Genomic DNA, 1,534 nt, shown 5'->3' with positions numbered 1-1,534 from the left:
TGTTGGTTCATGCCCACACGATACTGCCGACCGCCGACAGGGGAACAGTCGGCTCAGGAATCGAAGCCGAGGCCGACGGCATCCAGTGTCTTGAGCAGCACGTTTCGCCGCCCGTCGTTGTGGTCGGCCCGGTCGAGCGCCCACTTGGTGGCCTGCACTCCCGCGAAGGTCGCCGGTTCGGGCGGGAACGGCAGTGGGGTCGAGCGCACCATCTCGAGCTCGGTGCGCTCGGTCGACTCGCCCGAGAGATGGTCGAGCATCACGTTGGCGGCGAAACGGCTCGCCCCGACGCCGAGCCCGGTGAAGCCGGCGGCATAGGCCACCCGACCACGGCGGGCGAGTCCGAAGAAGGCGCAGAACCGGGTGCTGGTGTCGATGACGCCGGCCCAGCGATGACTGAACCTGACGCCCTCGAGCTGCGGGAAGGTCGTGAAGAAGTGGCTCGCGAGCCTCTGGAACGACTGCGGGCGGTCGTCATAGGAGGCGCGGATGCGTCCGCCGTAGTGATACACCGCGTCGTAGCCTCCCCACAGGATGCGGTTGTCGGCACTCAGCCGGTAGTAGTGGAACTGATTCGCCATATCCGCGACTCCCTGCCGGCCCTCCCAGCCGATAGAGGCGAGCTGGGCATCCGTCAGGGGCTCCGTCATCAGCACGTAGTCGTACACCGGCACGGTGTGCAGTCGATAGCGCTTGAGCAGCGACGGGAAGGCGTTGGTGGCGATGGCCACCTTGTCGGCGCTCACGAAGCCGCTATCGGTAGTGAGAGTCACCGCGCCCGTCGGCAACTCGCTGTCGATGCCGCGCACCGGCGAATTCTCGCGGATGTCGACGCCGGCCTCGATACAGGCACGCGCGAGTTCCGCGGCGAGTTTCGCCGGGTGCACCAGGGCCGTCCCGTGCCTGCTCCACAGCCCTCCCTGGTAGGTGGGCGAATCGACAAGCGAGCGGATGCCCTCGGCGTCGAAATACAGCTCGCCTTCGCCGTCATGGGCGGCGCCGAGCTCCGGAAGCTGGTAACGCTCGGTGGCGACGGCGAGAGATCCGGTGCGTTCGAAATCGCAGTCGAGCCCGAGACGCGCGACGGTCGCCTGGATCTCATCGAGGTTCTCCGCGCCGAGCCTGTCCAACTGCGCGAGCTCCTGGGGAAAGCGGGCGAGCCCGTTGGCCTCGCCGTGGGTGAGGGATGCCTCGCAGAATCCGCCGTTACGCCCGGACGCCGCCCAGCCGATCGTCTTCGCCTCGAGCATGATCACCCGGGTGGCGGGATCCCGTTCGATCGCCTGCAGCGCGGTCCAGAGTCCGGTGTAGCCGGCACCGACCACGGCGAGGTCGTAGTGCACGGTGCCGGAATGCCGCGGATTGCTCTGGCGCGGGCCGAGGTCGTCGAGCCAGAAGGGCGCGAGCCGCGCATCCGCCAGCGATTCGGTGATGATGCGGGTGTCGGGTGCGGATCGTTCGAAAACCGTGCGTGCCATGGGGCAACACTACGGTCGCTGCCGCCTCTGCCCGCACTCAGTCGAAGACGGGTCCG

At 67.8% G+C, this 1,534-nt stretch carries 1 protein-coding gene; it reads right to left on the bottom strand.

The genetic code is table 11. The features are described 5' to 3' along the window. Positions 1 to 53: 53 nt before the first annotated feature. Entirely contained in the window at positions 54 to 1,478 is a 1,425-nt protein-coding gene (locus tag ACHZD8_RS02710) for an NAD(P)/FAD-dependent oxidoreductase (RefSeq protein WP_394768591.1), read from the bottom strand. Positions 1,479 to 1,534: the final 56 nt, after the last annotated feature.

The sequence above is a fragment of the Lacisediminihabitans sp. genome (assembly GCF_043726815.1).
GTDB lineage: Bacteria > Actinomycetota > Actinomycetes > Actinomycetales > Microbacteriaceae > Lacisediminihabitans.
This window is presented reverse-complemented; position numbering and strand designations above follow the sequence as displayed.

Coding starts and splice junctions, on each gene's coding strand:
- ACHZD8_RS02710 (WP_394768591.1), bottom strand. CDS start 1,478: ATGGCACGCACGGTTTTCGAACGATCCGCACCCGACACCCGCATCATC.